Here is a 23,877-nt window from a genome sequence, read left to right on the forward strand (position 1 = left end):
AGGGATGGAAATGAAGAAACAAGGCGTATGTGCTGCCCAAGGATTTGTGGCCAATGGCTTACATTGCGGGATTCGTCCCAATCAAACCAAAAACGATCTAGCCATCGTTTATTCGAAAGTACCGGCTCATGCTGCAGCCATCTATACCACAAATGCCGTCAAAGGCGCACCCATTTATGTAACCAAAGAACACATTGCCGATGGCCAAGCCCAAGCCATCTTGGTCAATAGCGGCAATGCCAATACATGCAATGCCGATGGCATCGAAGTAGCGGAAAAAATGTCAGCGGCAGCAGCCAAAGAATTAGGACTGCAACCAGCGGATATCCTTATTGCTTCCACAGGCGTCATTGGTCAACCCATGCCTTTGGATCTTATCTTAGAAGCGATGCCGACATTATGTTCCAATCTGAGTGATGAAAAAGAACAAGAAGCCGCCAAAGCCATCTTGACAACCGATACCATCACCAAGGAATATGCCACCACCTTTGAAATCGATGGCATCACCTGTACCCTGGGTGGAATGGCCAAAGGATCGGGCATGATTGCGCCAAATATGGCGACGATGCTCAGCTTTGTGACCAGTGATGTGGCGATTTCTGCGGATTGTCTGCAAGCCGCACTAAAAGAAGTGGCCGATGATACCTACAATATGATCAGTATTGATGGAGATACATCGACCAATGATACCTTTGGGATCTTGTGTAATGGTTTGGCCAACAATCCTGAAATTACGCAAAAAGATAAGAACTATGAAATATTTAAAGCCGCGCTCTATACGGTTTGTGAACATCTTTCCAAGATGTTAGCGAAAGATGGAGAAGGGGCATCGAAACTTTTAAGTGCCAAAGTCAGCCATGCTCAAACGAAAACAGATGCCAAAGTGGTGGCAAAATCCATCGTCGAATCCACTTTATTAAAATGTGCCATGTTTGGCAACGATGCCAATTGGGGAAGGATCTTATGTGCCATTGGCTATGCCGATGCCAACTATGACATTCATAAAGTCGAAGTGGATCTGGCATCCAAAGCCGGTTCCATCAAAGTATGTGTCGATGGCCATGGTATTGCCTTTGATGAAGACAAAGCCCTGCAAATCTTAAAAGAAGATGAAATTGATATTTTGGTCAATCTACACGATGGTTCCTACGCTGCCACAGCTTGGGGTTGTGATATGACCTATGAATATGTGAAGATCAATGGAGAATATCGATCATGAGCAGTGCCATTGAAAAAGCAACCATTCTATCCCAAGCTTTGCCGTATATTCAAAAATACGATCACAAGATCGTGGTCATCAAATATGGCGGCAATGCGATGGAAAATGAACAATTGAAACAAAATGTCATGCAAGATGTGGTCTTGCTGACCCAAGTCGGCGTCAAATTGGTCTTAGTTCATGGTGGGGGACCCGATATCAATGCCACCCTGAAACAAATGCATATCGAATCGCATTTTGTGAATGGCTTACGCGTGACCGATCCTGAAACCATGAATGTTGTCCAAATGGTCCTAGCGGGCAAGACCAATAAAAATTTAGTCAACATGATCTCGATGTTACATGCCAAAGCGGTGGGCATCACGGGTATGGATGGTCATATCATCAAAGCCAGTCAAAAAGATCCTGCATTGGGATGTGTCGGCCAGATTGATGAGATCGATCCGGAATTGATCTTTAAATTGATCGATGATGGCTATATTCCAGTGATCGCATCGGTTGGTTGTGATGCACATGGCAATGTCTATAATGTGAATGCCGACATGGCAGCCAGTGCCATTGCCGGTGCATTGGGAGCTGAAAATATGATCTTTGTTTCCAATGTACCGGGTGTCTTGAAAGATCAAAACGATCCGCATTCCTTGATTCGTAAAATTCCAGTACAAGAAATCGACGCGTTAGAAGAAGCCGGAATTATTTCTGGCGGTATGATTCCCAAAGTCAATTGTTGTGCCGACTGTGTGCGACAAGGGGTCAAAAAGACCGTGATCATTGATGGTCGTGTCCCCCATGCTTGTTTGATCGAAATGCTCAGTGATGAAGGAATTGGTACTATGATAGTAGGTGAAGGTTATGAACTATAAAGAAATTGATGATACATATGTAGCCCATACATATAAAAGATTCCCCTTGTTGATCACATCGGGAAAAGGCAGTTATGTTTTTGATGATACGGGAAAAGCGTATTTGGATCTGACAGCCGGAATCGGCGTCAACTCGTTGGGATATGGCTATGAACCATTGATCCATGCCATTGAGAAACAAGCAGAAAAACTGATCCATATTTCCAATTTGTTTTATAATGAACCCTTATTGGAACTGGCCCCCAAATTGGTGAAGCGCACCCATATGAAAAAGGTGTTCTTCCAAAATTCAGGCGCCGAAGCCAATGAAGGGGCCATCAAAGTAGCCCATAAATATGCGAATGATCACTATCATGGCGATCGAGATACCATCTTGACCTTGGTCAATTCGTTCCATGGTCGAACGATGGAAACCTTGATGGCGACTGGACAAGATGTATTCCATCAACATTTTGATCCCTTCCCTTTGGGATTTGATTATATCGTAGCCAATTCCATCGATTCTTTACATAAAAAAGTGAATGATCGTACGGCAGCCATCATGATGGAAATGGTCCAAGGCGAAGGCGGTGTCAATGATTTGGATCCAGCTTTTGTTGCCGAAGTACAAAAAGTTTGTGATGAAAAAGATATCTTGTTGATCATTGATGAAGTACAAACCGGCATCGGTCGTACCGGTACCTTCTTTGCGTATGAACAATTTGGCATTCATCCGGATATTGTTTCTTTTGCCAAAGGCATTGCCGGTGGCATTCCAATGGGTGGTGTCTTATTAGGAGATAAAGTGGAAGATACCTTGCATTATGGCGAGCATGGATCCACGTTTGCGGGCAATCCTTTAGCGAGTGCGGCAGCCAATGTCGTCTTAGATACAATCACACCAACTTTCCTACAAAATGTCAAATGCAAAGGAAAACATTTGAAAGCACGTTTGGAAGCCATGGACAAAGTGAAATCCGTAACCGGCCTTGGCTTGATGGTTGGGGTGGAATTGGCCGATGGCATCCAAGTCCAGGATGTGGTGACCAAAGCCAGAGAAGAAGGCGTCTTGTTTTTAACGGCCAAAAATAAGATTCGTTTATTGCCACCTTTAACGATTTCAAGAAGTGAAATTGATATCGCGATGGATTTATTAGAAAAGATTTTGGAGGACATGTAGATGAAACATTTACTATCTTTATTGGAAACATCGGAACAAGATATTCAGGATATCTTGAATTTGGCCGATATTGTGAAAGCCGAAGTGAAACAAGGCATTTATAAACCCTATTTGAAAAATAAGACCATTGGTTTGATCTTTGAAAAGAATTCTACACGGACGCGGGTCTCCTTTGAAGTCGGAGCCGTACAACTGGGTGCCTATCCCTTATTCTTGGATGCATCGACCATGCAGATTGGTCGGGGCGAACCCATTCAAGATACCGCCCGTGTCTTATCGCGGTATTTGGATGGCATCATGATCCGTACGTATGAACAAGCGGAAGTTGAAGCCTTAGCCGAATATGGCGATATTCCCATCATCAATGGCTTAACGGATTTTGCCCATCCATGTCAAGTGTTGGCCGATCTACAAACCATTCGTGAATACAAAGGAAAACTCGAAGGATTGAAGATGACCTTTATTGGCGATGGCAACAATATGTGTAATTCCTTGATGGTGGGTGCCTTAAAGACGGGCATGTCCTTTGCGTGTGCTTGTCCTGAAGGCTATTTACCCGATGAAAAATGTTTGGCCTTTGCGAAAAACTATGGTGATAAATTTGAATTGACGCAAGATCCAATGGAAGCAGCCAAGGACGCGGATGTCATCTTGACCGATGTTTGGGCTTCCATGGGTGAAGAAGGCCAGGCCGCTCAAAGAAGAGCTGTCTTTGAAGGCGTGTATCAGGTCAATGCACAATTGATGGCCCAAGCGAAAGACGATTGTATGGTGTTGCATTGTTTGCCAGCCCATCGTGGGGAAGAAATTACCGAAGCGGTATTTGAAGCCCATGCCAATGAGATCTTTGATGAGGCGGAAAATCGTCTGCATGCGCAAAAAGCCGTCATGGTTCGATTGATGCAGGACTAGAAGTTGGAAATAACTTCTAGTTTTTTTTATTCCTTTTTAAATACATAAAAGAATGAAAATATATCCCGAGATCTTTTACGAAATTTATCGATATTTATCAATTATTTATTTAATTTAATAAATAGTTAAGTTAACTTTGCGTGATAGGTTAAAATTGGTATAATAATATACAAAAGAGGGAGCAGTTGTATGGAGGGATTTGAATCATTCGCGGTCATGATCAGTCAAATTCATTTCTTGATTCAAAAAATAAAGAACGATGAAATGAAAAAGTATGGTCTGCATGGGTCAGATGCGATTTTTTTGTTTGCGTTGTACTATCATCAACCGGAAGGCTTAACATCCAAAGAATTAACCAATTTATGTCATGTCGATAAAGCCGCCGTATCGCGAGGATTGAAAGAATTGATGAATAAAGGTATGATTACTCGTGAACAGAGTGATCAAAAAGTATATCGTCTCAAATATAATTTAACTGATGATGGTATGCTTGTTGCCGAACAATTCTACACAAAAATTCAATTGGCAATGGATCTAGCAGGAGAAGACATGGAAAATCCAGACGCATTCAATGCTTATCTGAAAAGTATGTATGATCATCTAGCTACATTTGTGGGAGAAACAAAGAATGAGATGGCCTAGACGATTGTGGTGCCGTATGTTCCAAAAGAGCATGCGGCTTCTTTTGCCTCTTTTGCCGTATCGCAATCCTCAAATCTTACATCATATCCAGGACATCCATCAGGTCAAAAAAAATCATCCATTGATCGTGACTGGATCGCATACGGTTCAAAGTGAAGGCATGCAAGAACTCATACAACAATATGAAAGCGTATCGATCTTTGATGGGGTCAAAGCCAATCCCACAACCGATCAGATTGGCCAGGCCTATCAGATGTATCAACAGGAACACTGTGATCATATCATTGGCTTTGGTGGAGGTTCTTCCTTGGATTGTGCCAAAGCTGTGGCCGCGCAAATTGCCCAACCACAAAAAACCATTGCGCAAATGGCCGGGGTCTTAAAAGTGCGCAAGAAAACCCCTTTGTTGATCTTGATTCCGACCACTGCTGGAACGGGCAGTGAAACGACGCTTGCCGCTGTCGTGACCGATAGTCAGACACATCATAAATATGCGATCAATGATTTTGTCTTGATTCCCGATGTGGCTATCTTGGATCCGGTATTAACCCTTTCTTTGCCACCGCATTTAACGGCATCGACGGGAATGGATGCTTTGACCCATGCCATGGAAGCCTATATAGGTCGATCGATGACGAAACAGACTCGTCAAGAAGCATTGACAGCCATTCGCTTGATCTATGAAAATATTTTGGTCGCGTATCGAGATGGAACCAACCGAAAAGCCCGTAAGAATATGTTACAAGCATCGTATTTAGCGGGCGATGCCTTTTCCAAGTCGTATGTCGGTTATGTGCATGCGATTGCGCATTCTTTGGGTGGACAATATAATTTGCCCCATGGCCAAACCAATGCGACCTTGTTGCCCATCGTTTTACAAGCCTATGGGCACACGATCGATAAAAAACTGCATGATATCGCAACGGAAATTGGTTTAGCCGATGCGTCGATGCCCGATGAAAAGGCGGCCCAGAAAATGATCGAATCCATCCGGCAATTGGATCAAGCCATGGATATTCCTTTGACCATTCCCCAAATTCAAAAGCAGGATATCCCTCAGATGGCTCGGTATGCCGATCAAGAAGCCAATCCTTTATATCCCGTTCCGGTCTTATGGGACCAGAACGAGTTAGAGCGGATTTATGAGCAGGCTATGGACAAAAAAAGAAATTTAGATACTATTAAGGAAGAATAGAAAGTGAGTTTTGTATGGAAATGAAAGATATGTATGATTTAGATCATACGCTAGCGAAAGAGTATTTATCTCAATTTACCTATCCTTGGCAAGCCTTGAAAGGAATCAAGGATTTTATCTTAGAATTGGGACCCACTCTTTCGAGCGACTATCATGAAGTTTGTGAACATGTTTGGGTGCATGAAAGTGCCATCGTGGCACCAACGGCTTATTTGGGTGCCCCTTGCATCATTGGTCCTCGTACCGAAGTTCGTCATTGTGCCTTTATTCGTTCCAGTGCTTTGGTTGGGGCCGATTGTGTAGTTGGTAACAGCGTGGAATTAAAAAATGTGATCTTGTTTGATCATGTACAGACGCCACATTATAACTATGTGGGCGATAGTATTTTAGGTTATTATTCGCATATGGGAGCTGGCTCGATCACGTCCAATGTCAAAAGTGATAAGACCTTGGTCGTTGTGCATGGATTAGAAGACATCGAAACTGGATTGAAGAAATTTGGAGCCATGTTGGGTGACCATGTGGAAGTAGGTTGTAACAGTGTGTTAAATCCGGGAACGGTTATTGGTCCCTATTCAAATATTTATCCCGTATCTTGTGTACGCGGTGTGATTCCGTCACATAGTATTGTCAAGACCGGTGGCATCGTGGTTGCGAAGCGATAGAAAGAGGTTTATATGCATACATCATTAGTCATTATGGCGGCTGGCTTGGGCAGTCGATTTGGCACGGGCATCAAACAATTGGAACCCGTTGGTTTGCACGATGAGATCATCATGGATTATTCCATTCATGATGCCATCCAAGCTGGATTTGATCAATTGATCTTTATCATTCGCAAAGACATCGAAGCTGATTTCAAGGCGCGTATTGGCAATCGGATCGAACAAGTGGTCCAAGACAAAGAAATCGCGATTCATTATTGTTTCCAGGAAATGGATGATCTGCCACAAGGCTTTACGTGTCCAGCTACTCGAAAAAAACCATGGGGAACCGGGCAAGCCGTATTGGCCGCAAAAGCCTATATCGATGGACCTTTCTGTGTCATCAATGCCGATGATTATTATGGCAAACATGCTTTTTCGATGATCTATGATTTTCTTCAAACCAATACCGATCCAAACACCTGTTGTATGGCTGGTTTCATTTTAAAGAATACCTTGAGTGAAAATGGTACGGTCACACGGGGCCTATGTCAGACAAAGAATGATTTCTTGACGTCGATCGTAGAAACGCATGACATTGAAAAAACCCCAGAGGGGGCGCAAAGCCATGGACAGACGATTGATGTCCATTCGCATGTGTCCATGAATATGTGGGGCTTTACCCAAGCCTTCCTTCCCCTGTTAGAAGAAGGGTTCAAAACGTTTTTATCCGATCCTAAGAATCATGAAACGGGGGAATATTTATTACCCATCTGGATTGGGGATCTCTTAAAGGAAAACCGCATAAAAGTCAAAGTATTGGAGACACCGGATACTTGGTTTGGTGTAACGTATCGAGAAGATAAACCGGTGGTGGAAAAGAGTTTTCGGGCGTTGATCAAGCAGGGTGTCTATCCAGAAAACCTATATTCCGATCTCTAATTTGTGGTATAGTATTGTTACGGAGCAAGGAATCATGTCATTAGATATTCGTAAAGCCAATGTGGGCGAATTTCCACGGGTTCGTTATTTTTATCAATATTGTATGAAACATACGGATAAAGAACATGCCCTGATGGAAGTCAATGAGGATCTGTTACAAGAAGCCATTCAGAATGAAAAAGTATTTTTGTGTTTTCAATACGATACCCTGGTGGGGGCATTGATCCTTGATGAAAAAGAAAGAGAAGCTTGGATCACCCATATCGCCATCCATCCGGCTTATTTTGGCAAGGGCATGTTGAATATCATGGTACAAGATGCTCTTGAGAAGATGCGCGTCAATCAAGTTACGAAAGTGCATCTCTTTATTCCGGAAGGAAATATTCAAACGGCCAATATGTTTGTGAATTTTGGCTTTCAGCCCCATTTGGGCAATTGGTATGAATATCAGATTGAGGAGTAACAATGTCACAAAACGAAAGATCAATCATGAATTATATTCGTCATGCACTGGGAAATCACTTGACCATTCCCATTTTATGGTATATTTCTCATCATGAAAACGCAACGTATGAACAAATTCGTGGTTACATCATTTATGTGACCAATACGGATCTAAAACAAGCCCTATCGGAATTGATGACATACCATGTCTTACAATGCGAACAAGGTGGGTATACTTTCACCAAAGACGGCCAAGCCTTGGTGCCGGTCTTGGATGAGATCTTCCAATGGGCCGAAACAACGACAGAGAAATCCTGAAGAGGATTTCTTTTTCAATGGAGGAAATGATGAAAACATTTTTTGGGATCGATGATCTACCATCTGGCCATGCATCCAACCGCTTGATCCATGGCTGTATGGTCTTAGAAGGTGGAGCCTTTCGTGCCCTTTATTCAGAAGGCGTCTTGGATGCTTTGATGCAGGCCGATATCAATTTGGATTGTACCATTGGGGTTAGCGGTGGAGCCATGAATGGTCTTAGCTATACGATGGGCCAAATTGGTCGGAGTGCTTTATTAAATTTGAAATATCGCCATGATCCCGAATATGTTGGTCTGCATACCCAAAATACCGGTATCATTGGTTTTGATTTTGTGTTCAAGGGTCGATTTGCCCAAGAGCATCCCTGGGATCTGGATACGTTCTATCAAAAAGAACGACGATTTGTAGCAGTTTGTACCGATCTGGAAACCGGAAAAGCTACCTATTTTGAAAAGAGTCGTTGTGATGATATCTTCAAGGCGGTCGAAGCGTCGGCTTCGATGCCCTATGTATCCAAACCCATCAAGATGCAGGGTGGTTTGTATCTGGATGGTGGATGTAGCGTGAAGATCCCGGTGCAATGGGCCATCGATCAGGGGTATGAAAAAATCGTCGTGGTACGCACGCGTCCGCGTTCCTATCGTAAAAAGGAACATACCATGCATAGAATCAATCGGCTTTTTTATAAAGACTATCCAGCTTTTCAACAACAGCTGGATACAAGCAATCGGCGGTATAATGAAGAATGTGATCGCATCGATCAATTGACCGATACCCATCGCATCTTTACTTTCTATCCGAGTGAGCCCATCACAATTTCGCGCTTGGAATCCAATATGGATAAATTAGGCCAATTGTATTATTTGGGCTATGAAGATGCCAAGGGGCAATTGGCCCAGTTAAAAACCTATTTGGAGGCGACAAAATGAAAGGTTTAGTCTTATTGTTTCCGGGCATTCGCTATACGGTGGATATGCCCTTGTTGTATTATCCCGGTTGGTATTATCGCCAACAAGGCTATGAAGTCGTACCCGTTTCGTATGGCTCACAATTTGATCAAGTTGAATTTCACAATCAAGATATCACTGCCGAAATTGAAGCGGCCAAACAATATTGTTTCCCGCAGCTGCAAGCCGTTGATTATGCAAGCTATGAGACCGTGATCTTTGTTTCGAAAAGTTTAGGAACCGTTGTCGCAGGTTGGGCGCAACAAGCCCTACACATTGCATGCCAACAAATTTATTTGACACCGATCCACCAAACCTTGCCTTACTTGGATCGTGGGTGTATGGTCATTGCTGGAAACGAAGATAAAGTCTTGGATCCAGCCATCTTGCGAGCGTATTGCCAAGCGCATGCAATCGAATACCATGGTTTTCCGGGTGGTCATCGGATCGAAGTGAAACAGGATATTTCAACCAACTTAAAAACGATAGATGCCATTATCGCGCTACTGAAGAAGTAGCGCTTTTTAAATGTCCTAACAAAATTATGTCAAAAAGTCAAAAGTTATATTGTATTTAGTACAAACTCATCGTATAATGGGGCCAGAGATATTTTTAAGGAGAGTATATACATGTTAGTTACATCAAAAGCGATGTTCCAAGCTGCCCAAGCGGGACATTTTGCGATTCCATCGGCCAACTTTGTCGATGAGGATTCATTAAAATGGCATCTAGAAGTTGCTGAACAAGAAAACTTACCCATTATTATTTCGTTAGCGGAAAGTCATTTAAATCGGTTGATTGATTTAGAGACAGCGGCCTATCTAGCACGATATCGTGCTGAAAAAGCCAGTGTTCCGGTGGTTCTTCATTTGGATCATGGAGAAAGTTTTGAAACTTGTAAGAAAGCCATTGATTTGGGCTTTACTTCGGTCATGATCGATGGATCCAAATTGCCAATGGCTGAAAACATTGCCTTAACGAAAAAAGTTGTCGATTATGCCCATGCCCATGGGGTAGTCGTTGAAGGTGAAATCGGTCATGTGGGATCCAATGAAAATGCCGATGATAACGATATTTATACGACCGTCGAAGAAGCAACGACGTTTGCCCAAGAAAGTCAAGTGGATTCTTTGGCCGTTTCTATCGGTACTGCGCATGGTTTGTATAAAGGTACACCAAAATTGAATTTTGATCGTTTGCACGAATTGGCAGCGGCTGTTTCTTGTCCACTGGTTTTACATGGTGGATCGAATAGTGGTGATGACAATTTACATCGTTGTGCCACCGAAGGCATTGCCAAAATCAATGTGTATTCGGATTTCATGGTCAGTGCAGCAAAACCAGTTTTTGCCTTAGAACCAAAAGAACCAGAAGTTGAAGATTACTATACCATGAAAGCGGCTGCCAAAAAGGGCATGCAAGATATGTTGCGTCATGTCTATCGATTGTTTGCGACACAACCTGTAGAAAAATAGAGGAGGGAATATGACAGTTTATCGTAAAGTGATCCATGTACAATCCCATGGAAAAACAACATCGTATATCAATATTACGGACGAAGTTCGTCAAGCTATTGAGGAAAGTGGAGTACAAACCGGTATTTGTGCGGTCATCTCCCCACATACCACCTGTTCGGTATTCTTTGAAGAATATGCCCATGATCGGGATGAAAATGGGGATGAATCGTTGCAGCATGATTTGAATGTCGGTTTGGCTAAGATCTTCCCGGATCATGTAGATGCCAATACCTATACCTATCCGGGTGAAGAACATTATAAAGCCGTAGAGGCTTGGCCCAATGCGAAAGAGTATCTACCCAATGGTCGTCAAGATCTATGGAATGGGGATGCCCATTTGCGTTCTACCTTGATTGGTTCGAGTGAAGTGTTTGATGTGACCGAAGGAAAATTGGGTGTGGGCTCCACGGGTTATATCTATTTTGCGGATTTTGATCGTACACGCGGTCGTCAACGTCGTTGTGTCATTACGGTGTTAGGAGAATAAGATATGGAAAGAAAACCTTTTTTAGTCGTCAATCCCAAATCCTATTTATATGGAAAAGAAAGTTTGGATCTAGCCATTGCTTCCGATAAAGTGGCAGCCGATACGGGGCTAACGATTTTCTTTACGTGCCCTTATGCGGATATTCGCATGATCAAAGAACATACCCAACATGTGATCGTGACCGCCCAATCGATGGATCCATTGACCCCGGGACGTGGCATGGGACATGTCTTAGGTGAGTCGTTAAAAGAAGCAGGAGCTGGTGCCTTATTCTTGAACCATGCAGAAAATCCCAAAACTTTGAGTGATTTATATAAGACCATCAATCGGGCCAAAGAACTCGGCTTGATTTCCATCGTTTGTGCCGATTCGGTAACCGAAGCCAAAGCCGTTTCGTGTATGAAACCCGATATCGTTTTAGCCGAACCAACCGATTTGATTGGTACCGGACAAGTAGCTGATGATTCGTATACGACCGATACGTGCAAGGCCATTGCAGAAATTGATCCAGATGTCCTAGTCATGATTGCTTCGGGTGTATCCACGGCCGATGATTGTTACAATGTGGTCAAATTAGGGGCCGATGGTACAGGGGCTACTTCGGGTATCTTGAAAGCGCCAGATCCAAAAGTACGTGTTCGTGAAATGGCGGAAGCCATTGTCAAAGCTTGGAATGAAAGATAAAGGTGTTTCTTTCCGTTGGTGGGGTCATAGTTGTTTTCAAGTGACGTATAAAGACTATACCATGGTGTTGGATCCCTATGTGACAGGGAGTGTACCGGGCTATCCTCCTTTACATCTTTTGGCCAATGACGTACATTGTTCGCATGATCATGCCGATCATCATGGGCTTTCTCAAGTCACGATCCAACCAGGATCCAATCCATGGACCCTTCATTTTGTGGATAGTTTTCATGACCATCATCAAGGCAAACATCGGGGAAAAAATCAGGTGACGATCTTAGAGGCCGATGGCTATCGAATCGCGCATTTGGGTGATCTTGGCTGTATTTGTCAAATGGACCCACTGCAAGATTGCGATGTCTGGATGATTCCAGTGGGTGGCTATTATACAATCTCCGCTTTGGAAGCTAAGACCCTGATCGATGTGTACCAACCTCGTGTCATCTTGCCGATGCATGCACGCTTTGGTAAGAAAGGCTATCCGGAAATAGCTTCGATCGATGATTTTGTCTCTTTATGTGCAAACGTCCATGTGGTTGATTCTGTATATACTTACACGAAAGATTCCCCTTCGGAAATTATTCTTTTTGAAAAGAGTGTCTAATGTTTAGGCACTTTTTTTATGGTACTATAGGAACATGAATAAATTTACTGCCATTGATGATTTAAGAGACAAAACAAAACAAGTTGTTAAAAAAGTGCAATACGACCGTCAAGTTCGGACCTATGCCAATTTGAATGATCTGCCTCGTGGAATGGCTTCGAATCAGATCACGGAAGGTTGTATGGTCTTAGAGGGCGGGGCCTTTCGTGGGTGTTATACATCGGGTGTTTTGGATGCTTTGATGGAAGCCGATATCAATTTGCGTACGACCATTGGGGTTTCGGCCGGTGCAATGAATGGGGTCGGATATGTTTGTGGCCAAATTGGTCGGAGTGCGTATATCAATTTGAAGTATCGAAATGATGATCGATATGTGGGCCTGCAAGCGATGCGAACCAATCATGGCATCATTGGTTTTGATTTTGCGATGTTGGAACTCAATAATGAATGGCCAGTCGATATGGCGCGTTTTAATGCGCCCAATCGCGATTTCATTGCGGTGGTGACCAATTGTAAAACGGGAAAAGCTGAATATATGAAAAAAGGGGTTTGTAAGGATATCATTGGGGCAGTCGCAGCTTCGGCTTCGATGCCGTATGTCTCGCAAATGGTCGAAATCGAAGGACAACCCTATCTAGATGGTGGATGTGCTTGTGCCATTCCGTATCAATGGGCTTTGGATCATGCGTTTCAAAATATTGTCGTTGTCCGGACGCGGGATATTGAATTTCGTTATCCGCAAGAGCCCAATCACAATGCGATGATCCGGGCACGGTATTTAAACTATCCGAACTTAGTTAAGGTGTTAGAAGAAGGGGATATGCGGTATAATAGTCAGTGTAATGAATTGGAACAATTACGCAATGATGGGCGTATCTTCATGATCAGTCCATCGCAGCCAATCGATATTGGTCGATTGGAAAAAGATACGACACGATTGGCTGAAATCTATTATTTAGGCTATGCCGATGGGAAACGATGTATCCCAGCTTTACAAACGTACTTACATAGGGGGAATCGAAATGATTTGTAAGAATTGCGGTCATGAAAATGATGATCGTCGCCGATATTGTGAAAAATGTGGTGAATATTTATATCCGGAAGAAGCTGTTACGGAAACGACCAAGGTGCATAAAAAAGTCGAGACCGTGGTCAAGACCGATAAGAAAAAGGTGTTTCATTATGTGATGATTGGTATGATCGTGACATTATTGGTCGTGGGTGGTTCCAGTATTTATTTTATGAATCAATTGCGGGTATCCAAAAATGCGGAGATTACGGCTTTAGAAAAAAAGAATCAAAAATTGACCAAACAAGTCAAAAAGTTAAAGCAGGAGCAATCCAAATCGGATACGTCGTATGATAAGGAAATTGCGAAATTGAATAAAGAAAATAAAGAGCAGGCCCAAAAGATCGTGGAGCTGCAAGATCAGTTGGCAAAGCTTGGTCAGGATACGAGTTCTTCCTCTTCTTCCACAAAGAAAAGTTCGTCTTCGGATTAAAAAAGATGCATCTTGGATGCATCTAATCTTGTAGTTCAAAGATGGCTTCAATTTCAATGGGAGCGTCCATTGGCAATTGATTGATGCCAACAGCCGTACGTGCATGGGTGCCATTTTGACCAAATATATCAAACAACAATTCACTAGCACCATTGGTTACAAGATGTTGTTGATCAAAACCAGTCTTGCTGGCGACAAAAGCTTGTAGCTTGACGACCGACTTAACAAGATCGAGATCACCTACTTGGTATTTGACGGCAGACAACATATTGATGATGCACAAACGGGCACATTCTTGGCCTTGTTCCAATGTGAGTGGATCACCCAACTTACCGGTATAGGCTAGACTGCCATCCAATTTACAAGGCAGTTGACCGGATACAAACAACAAGTTACCGGCTTGTTTACATGGAATATACATGGCTTTGGGTTCGCTGCTTTCTGGCAATTCGATGCCTAATTCTTCCAAACGTTTTTCAATTAACATACAAGTTACCTTCTTTCTTATGTAATCATAGGATAGAGATTTTGGGTTTGTCAATGCAAGAAAAAGGAGTTAGCATGCGAGATTTTTCTCATATCAAACATCTGATCGTTAAAGTGGGATCTTCTTCCTTGTGCGATGAAAAAGGGAACATTGATTCCCAACGCATTCTTGGCTTGGTCCAACAAATTGCGCATATTCGTCAACGAGGCATTCAAGTGACTTTGGTTTCAAGTGGGGCCATTTCAGCGGGCATGAAAGCCATGCAGTTGCACAAAAAGCCTGAGACCATTCCGGAAAAACAAGCGTTGGCGGCCATTGGGCAAGCTTCGTTGATGAAGATCTATGAAGATTTGTTTCAACTCTTTCATCTCAAGAGTGCGCAGATCTTGATGAATCATGATGATTTTGATGATCGAAAACGATTATTGAATTTCTATCATGCGATGCAAAGCTTAATTAAATATAAGGTTGTTCCGATCATCAATGAAAACGATACTTTAGCGGTCGATGAGATCAAGGTAGGGGATAACGATACGATGGCGGCTTTGGTGGTTCCCATCGTCAATGCTGATCTGGTTGTTTTGATTAGTGATATTGATGGTTTATACGATAAAAATCCCCATGTCTATCCCGATGCCCAATTGATCGAGGAAGTGGATGAGGTCAATCACGAAATTGAAGGGATGGCCAGTGATACCGATACGCAAATGGGTACAGGCGGCATGATCACCAAATTAAGAGCTGCCAAGATTTGTACGGAATATGGATGTGATATGGCCATCGTCAATGGCCAGACCCCCCATGTGTTATTGGATTTATTGGATGGCAAACCGGTTGGTACTGTATTTCATGGAGATATAGGCCGAAATTTAAATGCACGACAACTTTGGATCATGTACCAAACGTGGTCTAAGGGATGTATCATCGTGGATGCTGGTTGTGCGCGAGCCTTACGTCATCATAAAAGCTTGTTGCCATCGGGCATCCTTGCGGTATCGGGTGATTTTTCTATGTCCAATATTGTCGATATCATCGATGATAAGGGAACCAAGTTAGCGAAGGGAATTTCGAATTACTCCAACGAAGAAATTGATCGAATCAAAGGGAAGAAAACCAATGAGATCGAATCCATTTTAGGGGAGCATGATTATGATGAAGTGGTTCATGCCAACAATATGGTATTAGTGAAACGGAGTGAAAAACATGATTGAACAATTACTAACAGAAGCTAAAAATGCTTGTCGTACTTTTCAAATGGTTGATACCGATACGAAGATCCAGGCGTTGCATGCCATTGCTCAAAAACTGATCGATCAACAAGATCGAATCTTACAAGCCAATCAAAAAGATATCGCCCAAGCGAAGGAAAATGGTATTTCTGCAGCGATGATGGATCGTTTATTATTGAGTCCACAGCGGATCCAAGAAATGAGTGAGGGCGTTCGGATGGTTGCTCATTTGGATGATCCGATTGGTCAGGTGATTCGGGAAATGGATCGTCCCAATGGTTTACGTATTAAACAAATTCGGATCCCGATTGGTACGGTGGGAGTTGTATATGAAGCCCGTCCCAATGTGACGGTCGATATTGCTGCCATTTGTATCAAGACCAACAATGTTTGTATCTTAAAGGGTGGTAAAGAAGCATATTATTCCAATATGGCTTTGGCCCAAGTCATGCAAGAAGCAATTGCTGATATCTTGCCGGTATCACCGATCTACATGATCGATGCGATCGATCATGAAGTGGTCACGGAATTGATCACCGATCGTGAACATGTCGATGTCATCATTCCTCGTGGTGGTAAGGGATTGATCCAGCATGTTGTCCAAAATGCGAAAGTTCCAGTGATCGAAACCGGGGCTGGATTGTGTCATTTGTATGTGGATAAAGAGGCGGATATTGATATGGCGCTTCAAATTGCGCAAAATGCCAAGCTACAAAGACCAAGTGTGTGCAATGCGATCGAAACCATTTTAGTGCATAACGAAGTGGCGAAAGAATTTTTAACTCGTCTGGCTTCGCTTTTTGGTAAAGTAGAAGTCTTTGGGGATGCAAGAAGTTTGATCTATATACCTGGAGAGATGGCAACCAAAGAAAATTATGCGACGGAATATGATGATTACAAAGTCAATATCAAAGTCGTGGATTCGATGAATGAGGCCATTGAACATATTTATACGTATTCCACGAAGCATTCGGAATGTATCGTGACCAAAGATGACAAGCGGGCCCAATATTTTATGGATGCCTTGGATTCGGCTTGTGTCTATCAAAATGCATCGACGCGGTTTACGGATGGCGGTCAATTTGGGTTTGGTGCAGAAGTCGGTATTAGTACCCAAAAGTTGCATGCACGAGGACCCATTGGTCTTTCGGAAATGTGTTCGACCAAGTATGAGATTTATGGAAATGGTCAGATTCGAGAATAGGGGCAAAGGGAACGATTAGGTTCGTTCCCTTTTTTTGAACACGAGATAGCGTTGGCCAAAATAGTTCAGGCCCACAAAGAGGCACATGCCAACAAGCATGGCGCCATTTTCACAAATGGTTCGTGACATGCCTTTTAACAGATAGACAACCAAGGGTTTGGCCAGGCCATAGGCCAATAGATAACAGATCGTAATATTCAGGGCAAAGGGAATTACATCGTGGATGTCTTTGTCCTTTTTTTCAAAGGTAAAATATTTGTTTAAGAGGTAACTGAGGATACTGCCAAAAAAATAGTTGGAGGCACTGGAAAGCCAATAGGATAAGCCCATTCGATTATAGGCAATAAACATGATGGAAGTGCCAAATAGGGTATTGATACAACCCACCAAGATAAATCGGCCAGTGGTTTTATCGATCCATTTTGTCATTTTTGGATTTCCCTTGCTTGACTTTGTTTTTTGATGATATAAATTGGTCGATTTTTACTTTCCAAGTAACATTTGGATGCATATTCACCTATCGCCGAAAGGCAAAGGATCTGTAGACCGCCAAAGAACATCAAAAAGAAGACGATGGGTCGTATGGGTAAAAAGATAAACGAAGCAAGCAGGCTGATTAGGCCAATCCCCATACACCATTGAATGGGGGCATCGGAAAAGGAGTAGATGCCTTGTAGGGCATAGGTAAATAGGCTTTTCAAATTCCATTTGGAACGGCCTCCTACCCGTTCGACATTATGGAAAGGAATCCATTTGGTGTCAAAGCCTACAAAAGAGAAGATACCTTTCATATAGCGATTGTATTCTTTGCATTCCAAGATGGCATCCACCATTTGACGGGACATCATGCGAAAATCACCGGCTCCATCTTGCATATGAATGATCTTATAGAACGAGTGCGATAGGAAGTTTCGTAATTTGCCTTCGCCTTGACGGTCGATGCGTTTGCCTGCACAACAATCATAATGTTCATCCAGGATCGCATGGGCCATAGGTTTTAAAAGGCGTGGTGGATGTTGGAGATCGGCATCCATGATGACGACCAGATCGCCCTTGGCTTGTTTAAGGCCGGCATACATAGCGGCTTCTTTGCCAAAATTGCGAGAAAACGTATAGTACGAACAATGTGGATCCACTTGTGATAAACTTTCCAAGATATCTTGGGTATGGTCGCTACTGCCATCGTTCACAAAGATGAGTTCATAGGTTGTATGATCAATGGTTTGTAGTTCTTTGGTGACTTCTTGATGAAAGGCTTGGAGCACATCTTCTTCATTGAAGCAGGGAACAATAACACTAATGCAATGCATAAATCTTCCTCCTTAATATATAGATCAGCAGGCTGATCGAACTGATGCATAAACCGGCATGAAAGCCCGGTGCGTGATACGATATACGAATGGTATGGGTCCCTTTGGATAGGGGAATACCCACAAAAGCTGTATTTACCAATTTTGGTTGCGCGATTTTACCATCTACCCTACAGGTATATCCGTTTTGATAGGCCAGGCTGGTGATCAAATAGCCTTTCTGATTCAGTTGGACATGGCCGGCATAGACTTCGTGATCTTTCAAGGGCAGGGATGTCACTTTTTGTATTTGCGGTTGAAAGTTTGCCGTACGGACATGGATCTGGATGTCTTGAAGTTGATAATTTCCTTTGGACAATTGAATCGATACATGGCCATTTCTATGATTTTGACTCAGGATATAGACAAAATGCGTGTTGTGATTGTAGTACGGTGAATGAATGCTGGATAATCGATTTTTAATGCCATTGATGGTAATGGTTGTGGTCTTGGTCGGATCTTTGGGTTTGACCTTAAAATCAATGATCACAATTTGTTTGTTTTTGATGGCCGGTATATCGATTGTCTTTATCGTGGTGTGTTTCAAATGCATATTTTGGTTTGGCAGCGTGGCTGCCAAATGGATCTTTGAGGTATAAGGTGTTGGCTGACTGTTGGAAACCAAGGGCCGTTCGATTAACGTATCCAGGCGTTGGATCCAAGGCAAGTGATCATACATCTTTTGATTCATGGTTGTGTGGGTCACATAGGCCAGGGGCAAGACGTTTTTATTTTGGCCGATCCGGTAGCCCTTTTGGGTATCGATCCAGTGATAACCAGTGGGTAGGGGGCCTTTTGTCACGATATTTTGGATCCCCATCATTTGTTCAAAGAACCGATTGGGAGCGTCCATCATGCCCGTTCGATGTTTGGCCACCATGGGATTTTTCATCACATCATAGAAGAAATGATTGTAGCGTTTATTATACGTGGAAGAATAAGCACTCAATCGGGGAGCTTGCAGGTCATAGATGCGATTGACGGTTCGATAGCTATGTGAAAAATACGCTGTTCGTCCGGCAGGGACTTGGATGTTCTGGGTGATCTTTTGATAGGTTTGCGGTGAAACAAAGGTGGAAGGTGTATTGGTGCAAAGTACAGCAATCAACGGAACCGATAGATAGAGCCATCTTCCTTTGTTTCGTTTCAACAAACAGACACAGAAATACGTATCCAACATGAGCCATACCGGTTGGGTCTGAAAGAAGATGGGCAAAACGATCAATGGCCACATCCATATGTCGATGTGTTGTTCAAAGACATCGACCAATAACAGACAGATCCATGGTAGGAAAACAATCAATATTTTGACGCGTGCATAGAGAAAGCCATTGAGTATGTAGCTGGCTAGAGGAAAGAGCATACAAACCACTACGATCCAGGCATAGACTTTTTTCTCTTGTTTGGTGTGGGTGATGATCGCGATCCAAGCCATCATGGTCAATCCGCATCCATAGGGATCGTAGAATAAGCTTTTCATACGACCATCGGGCAAAAATAATTGGATCAGAGATGGACTGGGTCCGGTCCGTTTATTTTCAATAATATAGAGAAGCGATGGGAGCCAAAGGATGGTGCTAATCCCTATCGCAAAAAGGAAGGGTGTGCATTTCCATTGTCTCTTTTCAATGCGAATGGTCAAAAAACAAACGATAAAGGCGGCCATGCTGAAAAAATAACTGTGGAATACAATGAGGACCAGCCATAGGGTCAATGGATGCCAGTTTTCTTGATCAATGGCATGCAACGCCAAGAATAAGAAGGGCAGGAAATTGACAAACATGATCTGGCGATGGGATTGAAAGATCACAGCGGTACTGAAGATATAGAAAAAGGCACTCCAGAAACACCAGTTGGATGGATAGCCTTTATCACAAAGCCATCGATAACAACTGATAGCGCCTAGATCGATCAGACCAACCATATAGACAATAAGGATGGTGGCCATCGATACTTGAGGCAAGAGGATCGATAGCAGTACGTCTGGACGCATAAAGCCATAATAACTAAAGGCAAAGGCATTGGATCCGGCTTGTAGATGGGGGTAGTATTCGGGCCATAGGGTATGATATTTCCATACCATGTGGCGATAGTAGTCAGGAAAGACAATGTGTTGATTCAACCAATCCACCCGACTTCCAAACCAATAGCCATGGCTTATACAAGCAATCAATAAAATCGGAACGATCACTAAGATGGTCAAATGTATTTTTCGTTTCATACCGAAAGCATACATGGCATATCTTAAGAAATACCCAAAGAAGAGTTAAAGAATTTTGAATGTATTTCTTAAAGAAAATTAAGATTTGAAAGGAATATTTTATTCTACAATAAACACATGAGACAAATATGTATGATGCTGTTAACGGCCAACTTATTTTTGGGTACGAGCATGGCCAAACCACAGCAGCCAGTCAAAGAACCCCATGCATTAATGATCGTCGCCCATCCGGATGATGAATCCATTTGGGGTGGACAACATTTATTAGATCAGAAAGGAGAATATGTGGTGGTTTGTTTGACCAGCAAGAACAATCCAACCCGCAATAAAGAATTTCATCAAGCCATCAAACAAGTCCATGATCAAGGGGTGATGTATGCGTATCCGGATAAGGTCCAGGGGAAGAGGAGCCAATGGAAAAAAGAACACAAACAAATCGAAAAGACCATTCGTTATTGGGTCAGAAAGAAGCATTGGACCAAGATCGTAACGCATAATCCCGATGGGGAATATGGGCATCAGCATCATCGGATGACTTCCGAAATGGTCACCAAAGAAGTGAAAAAGATCCATGAAACCAATCGTTTGGTTTATTTTGGGAAATACTACAAAAAAGGGAATTTACCGTTTTCGATGCGTCAGAAAAAGATGAGCGTGGAAAAGAAGAATCTATTGAAAGCGTATGGATCCCAAAAACTTGTGCTTCAACATCTTCATCATATGTTACCATATGAAAAATGGGTAAAATATAAAGATTGGAGCAAACAATGACAACAAAAATCATAATTGCGGATGATAATGCCGATATTCGAGAAATCGTATCGGTGTTATTGTCGAGTGAAGGCTATCGCGTGGTTGCAGTGCCAGATGGGAAAGCGGCGTTGGAACACATGGAAGAAGATATTGATTTGGTCATCTTAGATGTCATGATGCCTGATATGGATGGTTATCAAGTTTGTCGAAAAATTCGACAAATCAGCAATGTTCCCATTTTGTTTTTGACAGCCAAAGGATTTGATGCCGATAAGACCCTTGGCTTTTCCTTTGGGGCGGATGACTATTTGGCCAAACCATTTTCCTACAATGAATTGACAGCCCGGGTCAAGGCTTTATTGCGACGGTATCAAATTTATAAAGGCAAAGCACAAGATCATCATCCAACCCCCTCGCTTTCTTGTGAGGGATTGACGTTGGATCCAGCACAGAAACAAGTGCTGATCGATGAAAAACGGGTGGATCTGACCGATACGGAATGTGCCATCTTACAACTTTTAATGACCAATCGTGGACAATTGTTCTCTGCTGCCATGATCTATGAAAAAGTATGGGACGAACCGTATTTTTATTCCGCTAATAATACGGTCATGGTCCATATTCGCAATTTACGCAAGAAAATCGAACAAGACCCGGATCATCCAAGATACATTCATACCGTTTGGGGCAGGGGGTATCGTTTTGATTAAGCGTTTGTACTTCTCGCTTCTTTTAGGGATCGTATGTTTTGTATTGCTTTATCCTTTGCATGCGATATGGCTAACCAATGAACCAGAATTTAAGGTCGAACCATTGGTCGATCAATTAAAACAAGCTTCTTTTGATACGTTTCCATCCCTCTTGGAAAAACATACGCAACAAGCTGGCTTTTATGTGGAATCCAATGAGCAATTTCTTGTCGTGGGAACCGTGTATGATCCACAACAATCATATGCATTTACGGATGCCAAGGGACAATCGGTCTTTTTGGTGGTTTGTCCGACCCAATATCAAGCTGCGCATTTATGGAGCGGGATGGTAGCGGGTTGTTCTCTAGCCATTGGCTATCTTGGTTTTCGCTTCACTTCAAAAAATCATTCGATCCATTTACCGGCTTTTTATGAACGACAAGGCTTGGCACAAAAACTATTTCTTTGTAGTGTGGCAGCCATTGGCATTTGTTTCGTTGCGTATTTAGGTACGTATCGCATCAATCAAGTATGGATCCAATGGTATCAAGAAAATGTGACGCAACAACCAGATATAACTCCTTTCCAAAAGGAGTTACGAAGCTATGCCAAAACGGTTTCATTAACGACGAAAAATAAAAGGATCATTTCACAAACCATTCAAAAGCAGATTGATTCACAATATAAAAGTGTCAGTATTGCCAATGATAAAAAATGGATCAATATTGATCCGGCTTGGAAACCAAAAGAATTAAGTCAACATGCAGATAGTGATACCTATGGTTTTTCTCATTCGTTTTTGGTTCAATGGAAGAATAAAAAGACATGGGTCTATGTGAATACCTATCCAGAATTGTATTGGCTCCATAAGATGATGATTGGAGAAATGGCCATTATCTTTTCTTTTTATGTTTTGATCCTGTATGCCTTTATGAAAAAGCAAGTACGGATCATTCAAACATTGACCAATGACATTGCGTATTTAGAAAATGGGGATTGGTCCCATCCCATTCAAGTCCATGGTCAAGATGAGTTAAGTCAATTGGCTCGACAAATGGATGAGATGCGTTTGTATACGTATGAGAATATGCAGACAGAAAAACAGGTCATTCAGGCCAATCATGATCTGGTCACATCCATGTCGCATGATATTCGAACACCACTAGCGACATTAAAGGGGTATTTAGAAATATTGTCGCTAAAAAAAGGGGAAGAAGCAAGGCAAGAACAATATATTCAGCGATGTTTGAAAAAGACGGATGAATTGATCGATCTATCCGAGGCTTTGTTTAAACAAAGTCTACATGTGGCCGATCAAGAGAAGATGTATATAGGTCGGATCCGGATCTATGAAATCATGGCTTTATTGAAAGATCAAATCGAAGATCTAAAAAAAAGAGGATACGATATCCAGTTGACCGAAATGGAACCACAAGGATCTATCCAAGGAAATCTACCTTTGATCCATCGAATCTTTGATAATTTATCTTCCAATATCATCAAATATGCAGATAAAAAAAGGCCGGTACATATCTTGATCAAGATCGAGAAAGGGGAATTGTATATCCGGTTTGAGAATTTTATTGCACCGAAACAAGATGTGGAAAGCAATCATATTGGTCTACAAAGTGTGCAACTCAGCATGAAACAGATGCATGGCACCTATTTTTGTGAACAAACCAAAAATTATTTCTTGATCGTATTGACCTTTCCATTATGTGATGAAAGAGCAATCACCTAGATCTATAGGGATAGCTCTTTTTTTATCTTGATTTCGATGTAAAAGCCAGCCAAGACAAGGAACTTGGGTTTCATGTTTCTTTAAATGCCATCGTAAGGGGCAATGGCAATCAAATCTTTATA

General features: G+C 42.4%; 27 protein-coding genes. 23 read left to right on the forward strand and 4 right to left on the reverse strand.

Annotated features, from left to right (window positions below):
• The first annotated feature begins 10 nt into the window (after positions 1–10).
• The 18 genes from argJ (at position 11) to SOS22_RS05945 (ending at position 14,082) form a co-directional block, all read left to right on the forward strand.
• Positions 11–1,219: a bifunctional glutamate N-acetyltransferase/amino-acid acetyltransferase ArgJ gene (argJ, locus tag SOS22_RS05860; RefSeq protein WP_320596617.1), complete on the forward strand. Its 1,209-nt coding sequence runs from the start codon at positions 11–13 to the stop codon at positions 1,217–1,219.
• Entirely contained in the window at positions 1,216–2,082 is an 867-nt protein-coding gene (gene argB / locus SOS22_RS05865; RefSeq protein ID WP_320324755.1) for an acetylglutamate kinase, read from the forward strand. Before argJ ends, argB begins: the two co-directional genes overlap by 4 nt.
• Positions 2,072–3,241 carry an aspartate aminotransferase family protein gene (locus tag SOS22_RS05870; RefSeq protein WP_320324754.1) on the forward strand — a complete coding sequence of 390 codons (1,170 nt, stop codon included), beginning with the start codon at positions 2,072–2,074 and terminating at the stop codon, positions 3,239–3,241. Before argB ends, SOS22_RS05870 begins: the two co-directional genes overlap by 11 nt.
• A complete protein-coding gene (gene argF, locus SOS22_RS05875) occupies positions 3,242–4,153 on the forward strand; it encodes an ornithine carbamoyltransferase (protein WP_320596618.1) in 912 nt (303 codons plus the stop codon).
• A gap of 189 nt (positions 4,154–4,342) precedes the next feature.
• Positions 4,343–4,795, forward strand: coding sequence for a MarR family transcriptional regulator (locus SOS22_RS05880; protein ID WP_320596619.1), 453 nt, complete (start codon positions 4,343–4,345; stop codon positions 4,793–4,795).
• Positions 4,782–5,990 (forward strand): iron-containing alcohol dehydrogenase, encoded by a 1,209-nt coding sequence (locus tag SOS22_RS05885; RefSeq protein ID WP_320596620.1) that lies wholly within the window; start codon positions 4,782–4,784, stop codon positions 5,988–5,990. Before SOS22_RS05880 ends, SOS22_RS05885 begins: the two co-directional genes overlap by 14 nt.
• A gap of 14 nt (positions 5,991–6,004) precedes the next feature.
• On the forward strand, positions 6,005–6,655 hold the full coding sequence (locus tag SOS22_RS05890) for a UDP-N-acetylglucosamine pyrophosphorylase (protein ID WP_320324750.1): 651 nt from the start codon (positions 6,005–6,007) through the stop codon (positions 6,653–6,655).
• Between the two features lie 12 nt (positions 6,656–6,667).
• A complete protein-coding gene (locus tag SOS22_RS05895) occupies positions 6,668–7,576 on the forward strand; it encodes a nucleotidyltransferase family protein (protein WP_320596621.1) in 909 nt (302 codons plus the stop codon).
• A gap of 34 nt (positions 7,577–7,610) precedes the next feature.
• Positions 7,611–8,039: a GNAT family N-acetyltransferase gene (locus SOS22_RS05900; protein ID WP_320324748.1), complete on the forward strand. Its 429-nt coding sequence runs from the start codon at positions 7,611–7,613 to the stop codon at positions 8,037–8,039.
• Positions 8,040–8,041: 2 nt separating this feature from the next.
• Positions 8,042–8,338 carry a winged helix-turn-helix transcriptional regulator gene (locus SOS22_RS05905; RefSeq protein WP_320596622.1) on the forward strand — a complete coding sequence of 99 codons (297 nt, stop codon included), beginning with the start codon at positions 8,042–8,044 and terminating at the stop codon, positions 8,336–8,338.
• 29 nt (positions 8,339–8,367) lie between these two features.
• Positions 8,368–9,270 carry a patatin family protein gene (locus SOS22_RS05910; protein ID WP_320596623.1) on the forward strand — a complete coding sequence of 301 codons (903 nt, stop codon included), beginning with the start codon at positions 8,368–8,370 and terminating at the stop codon, positions 9,268–9,270.
• A complete protein-coding gene (locus SOS22_RS05915; RefSeq protein WP_320596624.1) occupies positions 9,267–9,806 on the forward strand; it encodes a hypothetical protein in 540 nt (179 codons plus the stop codon). The genes SOS22_RS05910 and SOS22_RS05915 overlap by 4 nt, the downstream gene beginning before the upstream one ends.
• A gap of 111 nt (positions 9,807–9,917) precedes the next feature.
• On the forward strand, positions 9,918–10,763 hold the full coding sequence (locus SOS22_RS05920) for a class II fructose-bisphosphate aldolase (RefSeq protein WP_320596625.1): 846 nt from the start codon (positions 9,918–9,920) through the stop codon (positions 10,761–10,763).
• Between the two features lie 10 nt (positions 10,764–10,773).
• Positions 10,774–11,292, forward strand: a complete 519-nt coding sequence (locus tag SOS22_RS05925; RefSeq protein WP_320324743.1) for a YjbQ family protein — start codon at positions 10,774–10,776, stop codon at positions 11,290–11,292.
• A 3-nt stretch (positions 11,293–11,295) separates the two neighbouring features.
• Positions 11,296–11,976: a triose-phosphate isomerase gene (locus SOS22_RS05930; protein ID WP_320324742.1), complete on the forward strand. Its 681-nt coding sequence runs from the start codon at positions 11,296–11,298 to the stop codon at positions 11,974–11,976.
• Entirely contained in the window at positions 11,966–12,580 is a 615-nt protein-coding gene (locus tag SOS22_RS05935) for an MBL fold metallo-hydrolase (RefSeq protein WP_320596626.1), read from the forward strand. Before SOS22_RS05930 ends, SOS22_RS05935 begins: the two co-directional genes overlap by 11 nt.
• Before the next feature lie 34 nt (positions 12,581–12,614).
• Positions 12,615–13,613 (forward strand): patatin family protein, encoded by a 999-nt coding sequence (locus SOS22_RS05940; RefSeq protein WP_320596627.1) that lies wholly within the window; start codon positions 12,615–12,617, stop codon positions 13,611–13,613.
• Positions 13,603–14,082, forward strand: a complete 480-nt coding sequence (locus SOS22_RS05945; RefSeq protein ID WP_320324739.1) for a zinc-ribbon domain-containing protein — start codon at positions 13,603–13,605, stop codon at positions 14,080–14,082. The genes SOS22_RS05940 and SOS22_RS05945 overlap by 11 nt, the downstream gene beginning before the upstream one ends.
• Before the next feature lie 22 nt (positions 14,083–14,104).
• Here SOS22_RS05945 and SOS22_RS05950 read toward each other — a convergent pair whose 3' ends face one another.
• Complete coding sequence (locus tag SOS22_RS05950; RefSeq protein ID WP_320324738.1) at positions 14,105–14,569, reverse strand: RidA family protein; 465 nt, start codon at positions 14,567–14,569, stop codon at positions 14,105–14,107.
• A gap of 74 nt (positions 14,570–14,643) precedes the next feature.
• Between SOS22_RS05950 and proB the strand changes: the two genes are divergently transcribed.
• On the forward strand, positions 14,644–15,780 hold the full coding sequence (proB, locus tag SOS22_RS05955; RefSeq protein ID WP_320596628.1) for a glutamate 5-kinase: 1,137 nt from the start codon (positions 14,644–14,646) through the stop codon (positions 15,778–15,780).
• A complete protein-coding gene (locus SOS22_RS05960) occupies positions 15,773–17,002 on the forward strand; it encodes a glutamate-5-semialdehyde dehydrogenase (RefSeq protein WP_320596629.1) in 1,230 nt (409 codons plus the stop codon). Before proB ends, SOS22_RS05960 begins: the two co-directional genes overlap by 8 nt.
• Positions 17,003–17,017: 15 nt before the next feature.
• Here the strand turns inward: SOS22_RS05960 and SOS22_RS05965 are convergent, their stop codons facing one another.
• Genes SOS22_RS05965 through SOS22_RS05975 form a run of 3 tightly spaced genes read right to left on the reverse strand, consistent with a single transcriptional unit; the run spans position 17,018 to position 20,572 of the window.
• A complete protein-coding gene (locus SOS22_RS05965; RefSeq protein ID WP_320596630.1) occupies positions 17,018–17,431 on the reverse strand; it encodes a GtrA family protein in 414 nt (137 codons plus the stop codon).
• Positions 17,428–18,312: a glycosyltransferase family 2 protein gene (locus tag SOS22_RS05970; protein ID WP_320596631.1), complete on the reverse strand. Its 885-nt coding sequence runs from the start codon at positions 18,310–18,312 to the stop codon at positions 17,428–17,430. Before SOS22_RS05970 ends, SOS22_RS05965 begins: the two co-directional genes overlap by 4 nt.
• Positions 18,299–20,572 carry a YfhO family protein gene (locus SOS22_RS05975; RefSeq protein ID WP_320596632.1) on the reverse strand — a complete coding sequence of 758 codons (2,274 nt, stop codon included), beginning with the start codon at positions 20,570–20,572 and terminating at the stop codon, positions 18,299–18,301. Before SOS22_RS05975 ends, SOS22_RS05970 begins: the two co-directional genes overlap by 14 nt.
• Positions 20,573–20,704: 132 nt before the next feature.
• On the opposite strand from SOS22_RS05975, the gene SOS22_RS05980 reads away from it, so the two are divergent.
• The 3 genes from SOS22_RS05980 to SOS22_RS05990 are packed head-to-tail and all read left to right on the forward strand — an operon-like array spanning position 20,705 to position 23,755.
• Entirely contained in the window at positions 20,705–21,343 is a 639-nt protein-coding gene (locus SOS22_RS05980) for a PIG-L family deacetylase (protein ID WP_320596633.1), read from the forward strand.
• The gene (locus SOS22_RS05985; RefSeq protein WP_320596634.1) at positions 21,340–22,035 is read left to right on the forward strand and encodes a response regulator transcription factor; all 696 of its coding nucleotides are present in this window, start codon (positions 21,340–21,342) and stop codon (positions 22,033–22,035) included. Before SOS22_RS05980 ends, SOS22_RS05985 begins: the two co-directional genes overlap by 4 nt.
• Positions 22,028–23,755: a HAMP domain-containing sensor histidine kinase gene (locus SOS22_RS05990; protein WP_320596635.1), complete on the forward strand. Its 1,728-nt coding sequence runs from the start codon at positions 22,028–22,030 to the stop codon at positions 23,753–23,755. The genes SOS22_RS05985 and SOS22_RS05990 overlap by 8 nt, the downstream gene beginning before the upstream one ends.
• The last annotated feature ends 122 nt before the right edge of the window (positions 23,756–23,877 follow it).

The organism is Absicoccus sp. (assembly GCF_034090965.1).
Taxonomy (GTDB): Bacteria; Bacillota_I; Bacilli_A; order Erysipelotrichales; family Erysipelotrichaceae; genus Absicoccus; species Absicoccus intestinalis.

What these genes read in the sequence shown, in the direction of transcription:
- argJ (WP_320596617.1), top strand. Translation starts at nt 11, where the DNA reads ATGAAGAAACAAGGCGTATGTGCTGCCCAAGGATTTGTGGCCAATGGC.
- argB (WP_320324755.1), top strand. Translation starts at nt 1,216, where the DNA reads ATGAGCAGTGCCATTGAAAAAGCAACCATTCTATCCCAAGCTTTGCCG.
- SOS22_RS05870 (WP_320324754.1), top strand. Translation starts at nt 2,072, where the DNA reads ATGAACTATAAAGAAATTGATGATACATATGTAGCCCATACATATAAA.
- argF (WP_320596618.1), top strand. Translation starts at nt 3,242, where the DNA reads ATGAAACATTTACTATCTTTATTGGAAACATCGGAACAAGATATTCAG.
- SOS22_RS05880 (WP_320596619.1), top strand. Translation starts at nt 4,343, where the DNA reads ATGGAGGGATTTGAATCATTCGCGGTCATGATCAGTCAAATTCATTTC.
- SOS22_RS05885 (WP_320596620.1), top strand. Translation starts at nt 4,782, where the DNA reads ATGAGATGGCCTAGACGATTGTGGTGCCGTATGTTCCAAAAGAGCATG.
- SOS22_RS05890 (WP_320324750.1), top strand. Translation starts at nt 6,005, where the DNA reads ATGGAAATGAAAGATATGTATGATTTAGATCATACGCTAGCGAAAGAG.
- SOS22_RS05895 (WP_320596621.1), top strand. Translation starts at nt 6,668, where the DNA reads ATGCATACATCATTAGTCATTATGGCGGCTGGCTTGGGCAGTCGATTT.
- SOS22_RS05900 (WP_320324748.1), top strand. Translation starts at nt 7,611, where the DNA reads ATGTCATTAGATATTCGTAAAGCCAATGTGGGCGAATTTCCACGGGTT.
- SOS22_RS05905 (WP_320596622.1), top strand. Translation starts at nt 8,042, where the DNA reads ATGTCACAAAACGAAAGATCAATCATGAATTATATTCGTCATGCACTG.
- SOS22_RS05910 (WP_320596623.1), top strand. Translation starts at nt 8,368, where the DNA reads ATGAAAACATTTTTTGGGATCGATGATCTACCATCTGGCCATGCATCC.
- SOS22_RS05915 (WP_320596624.1), top strand. Translation starts at nt 9,267, where the DNA reads ATGAAAGGTTTAGTCTTATTGTTTCCGGGCATTCGCTATACGGTGGAT.
- SOS22_RS05920 (WP_320596625.1), top strand. Translation starts at nt 9,918, where the DNA reads ATGTTAGTTACATCAAAAGCGATGTTCCAAGCTGCCCAAGCGGGACAT.
- SOS22_RS05925 (WP_320324743.1), top strand. Translation starts at nt 10,774, where the DNA reads ATGACAGTTTATCGTAAAGTGATCCATGTACAATCCCATGGAAAAACA.
- SOS22_RS05930 (WP_320324742.1), top strand. Translation starts at nt 11,296, where the DNA reads ATGGAAAGAAAACCTTTTTTAGTCGTCAATCCCAAATCCTATTTATAT.
- SOS22_RS05935 (WP_320596626.1), top strand. Translation starts at nt 11,966, where the DNA reads ATGAAAGATAAAGGTGTTTCTTTCCGTTGGTGGGGTCATAGTTGTTTT.
- SOS22_RS05940 (WP_320596627.1), top strand. Translation starts at nt 12,615, where the DNA reads ATGAATAAATTTACTGCCATTGATGATTTAAGAGACAAAACAAAACAA.
- SOS22_RS05945 (WP_320324739.1), top strand. Translation starts at nt 13,603, where the DNA reads ATGATTTGTAAGAATTGCGGTCATGAAAATGATGATCGTCGCCGATAT.
- SOS22_RS05950 (WP_320324738.1), bottom strand. Translation starts at nt 14,569, where the DNA reads ATGTTAATTGAAAAACGTTTGGAAGAATTAGGCATCGAATTGCCAGAA.
- proB (WP_320596628.1), top strand. Translation starts at nt 14,644, where the DNA reads ATGCGAGATTTTTCTCATATCAAACATCTGATCGTTAAAGTGGGATCT.
- SOS22_RS05960 (WP_320596629.1), top strand. Translation starts at nt 15,773, where the DNA reads ATGATTGAACAATTACTAACAGAAGCTAAAAATGCTTGTCGTACTTTT.
- SOS22_RS05965 (WP_320596630.1), bottom strand. Translation starts at nt 17,431, where the DNA reads ATGACAAAATGGATCGATAAAACCACTGGCCGATTTATCTTGGTGGGT.
- SOS22_RS05970 (WP_320596631.1), bottom strand. Translation starts at nt 18,312, where the DNA reads ATGCATTGCATTAGTGTTATTGTTCCCTGCTTCAATGAAGAAGATGTG.
- SOS22_RS05975 (WP_320596632.1), bottom strand. Translation starts at nt 20,572, where the DNA reads ATGAAACGAAAAATACATTTGACCATCTTAGTGATCGTTCCGATTTTA.
- SOS22_RS05980 (WP_320596633.1), top strand. Translation starts at nt 20,705, where the DNA reads ATGATGCTGTTAACGGCCAACTTATTTTTGGGTACGAGCATGGCCAAA.
- SOS22_RS05985 (WP_320596634.1), top strand. Translation starts at nt 21,340, where the DNA reads ATGACAACAAAAATCATAATTGCGGATGATAATGCCGATATTCGAGAA.